1 protein-coding gene is annotated in these 1,170 nt (G+C 29.2%); it reads right to left on the reverse strand.

Annotation, left to right across the window (positions count from 1 at the left end):
• Positions 1 to 35: 35 nt before the first annotated feature.
• Positions 36 to 983: a polysaccharide deacetylase family protein gene (locus G3997_RS06465; RefSeq protein WP_296644634.1), complete on the reverse strand. Its 948-nt coding sequence runs from the start codon at positions 981 to 983 to the stop codon at positions 36 to 38.
• Positions 984 to 1,170 lie beyond the last annotated feature (187 nt).

Genomic DNA, 1,170 nt, shown 5'->3' on the forward strand with positions numbered 1-1,170 from the left:
TAAAAAAGATTATCTATTAATAGATAGCCTTTATATTATGATAATGTTTTAAATTCATATCCATTGTCTTTGAAGTATTTTATTATAGTTGGAAGAGCTTTAGCTGTCTCTTCTTTTCCGTAAGTATCGTGCATTAATAAAACAACTATATCTTTACCTTCAGATGTTTTTATAGCATAATCTGCTAACTCTTGAGCATTTTTCTTTCTACCTTCAGCATCTGCATTTAATGCATTCCAATCTATTGATGCCATATTATTTTCATTTAAATATGTATCAAGTTCATCCATTCCCTTCCAAGACATGTGCCCACCTGGACATCTTATAACTCTTGTTGAGAAGTATGGACCTAATATTTTCTTTAATAAATCATCAGTTTTCTTAAAATCAGCTTTAAATGCTTCTAAGTCTAAAGTTCTATTTGGATATAATGCATGGTAATCATGACTGTAAGAGTGATTAGCTATAGCATTTCCATATTCAAATGACTGCTTTATTAAATCTTCAGCCTTTTTGCCGCCTCTTTCTATATTTTCTCCTGTAACGAAGAAAGTAGCTCTTACATCATTTTCTTTTAATATTTTTAAAACTTCTGGTGTAACAGTCGTTGATGATCCATCATCAAAAGTTAAAAATACCATTTTCTTACCATCATTAGAGTAATCATAGTTATTTAACTTTTCCCATATCTTTCTTGCATCATATGTGTACTTCTTAGCCTCGTGAGTTACACCAACCATTCTCTTTTTAGCTTCTTCTTCTTCTTTTCTTTTCTTTTCAGCTGCTAGTCTTTCAGCTTCAGCCTTTTTTTGCATTTCTATTCGCTCTATCCTTTTTTCTTCTAAAAATGCTGTAGTTGCTGTTACACCTTTGAATCCAACAACTATTATAAGTCCTGCAACAACTACAGTTAACACTGCTTTTTTATAATCATGTTGTCTTTTTTTCTTAGAGCTAAAAATATTTTTGCCTTTTCTTTTCATGTCTGCCCCCACTCTTTACCTCTGTCGATTTTTCCTATTATAATTATAGTAGTTCTTGTCGAAAAAAGCCATAGATATTGATTACATTTTAGTAACTAAATACAATTTTATTTTTATCTTACTTTAATTCATAAATTTACTAACCCTATACATAATTTAATTAGAAAATAAAAAAATTTAAATAATA

Source organism: Romboutsia sp. 13368 (assembly GCF_018336475.1).
GTDB lineage: Bacteria > Bacillota > Clostridia > Peptostreptococcales > Peptostreptococcaceae > Romboutsia.

What these genes read in the sequence shown, in the direction of transcription:
- G3997_RS06465 (WP_296644634.1), bottom strand. Translation starts at nt 983, where the DNA reads ATGAAAAGAAAAGGCAAAAATATTTTTAGCTCTAAGAAAAAAAGACAA.